General features: G+C 73.2%; 2 pseudogenes. Both read right to left on the bottom strand.

Annotated features, from left to right (window positions below):
* Window positions 1-213 (bottom strand): annotated as a pseudogene (locus tag FVW20_RS18275) (hypothetical protein); the annotation flags it as partial.
* 129 nt (window positions 214-342) lie between these two features.
* Window positions 343-589: pseudogene (locus FVW20_RS18270) on the bottom strand (iron-containing alcohol dehydrogenase); the annotation flags it as partial.

The following is a 589-nucleotide window of genomic DNA, read 5'->3' as shown; positions in this document are numbered from 1 at the left end:
CTCCGCCGCCAGCGGCAGGGCGGCCCGCAATTGCCGGTCCTCGCGCCGCCGGTCATCCTGCCGGCGATCTTCGCGGCGGCGTTCGGCAGCAGGCGCTGCCGCCGTAGCGCCCGTTCCGCCCATCCAGGCCGTTCCGGCAAGACCGTTCCGCTCGTCGGACGCATCATCCACCGTTGCGGTGGGCGTCCCCCCCTCCGTCCGTTCCGTGCTCATGCAGACCTCCACCCACCGGTCCCGCCGGTGATCGGCGGCGCGCATCCCCCCGCGCCATTGCCGCCCGCATCCGCACCCTTGCGGTCATCGTGCCCCCGAATGCCGGGCACACCCGGCGCACCGACCATCCTACAAGGACGCGCGAAACACCCGCTCCACCCGTTCCGGCGCCAGTTGCAGCGGACGGGGATATTCCCTGGCCAGTTGCACCAGACGCTCCACATCGCCTTCGCTCACGCCCCAGTGCGACAATCCGGCGGGCGCGCCCCAGTGGCGGAACAGCGCGCGCAACAGCAGCGCGCAACGCTCCGGGGCATCGCGATCGCCAGCGGGCAGGGGCGACGGGTCGCCGTCCTTGCCCGGTTCGGCCAGGGCC

Origin of the sequence: Nitratidesulfovibrio oxamicus (genome assembly GCF_015731765.1) — a bacterium.
Taxonomy (GTDB): Bacteria; Desulfobacterota; Desulfovibrionia; order Desulfovibrionales; family Desulfovibrionaceae; genus Cupidesulfovibrio; species Cupidesulfovibrio oxamicus.
The sequence above is the reverse complement of the archived record's forward strand: the minus strand, read 5'-3'. Positions and strand labels throughout refer to the sequence as shown.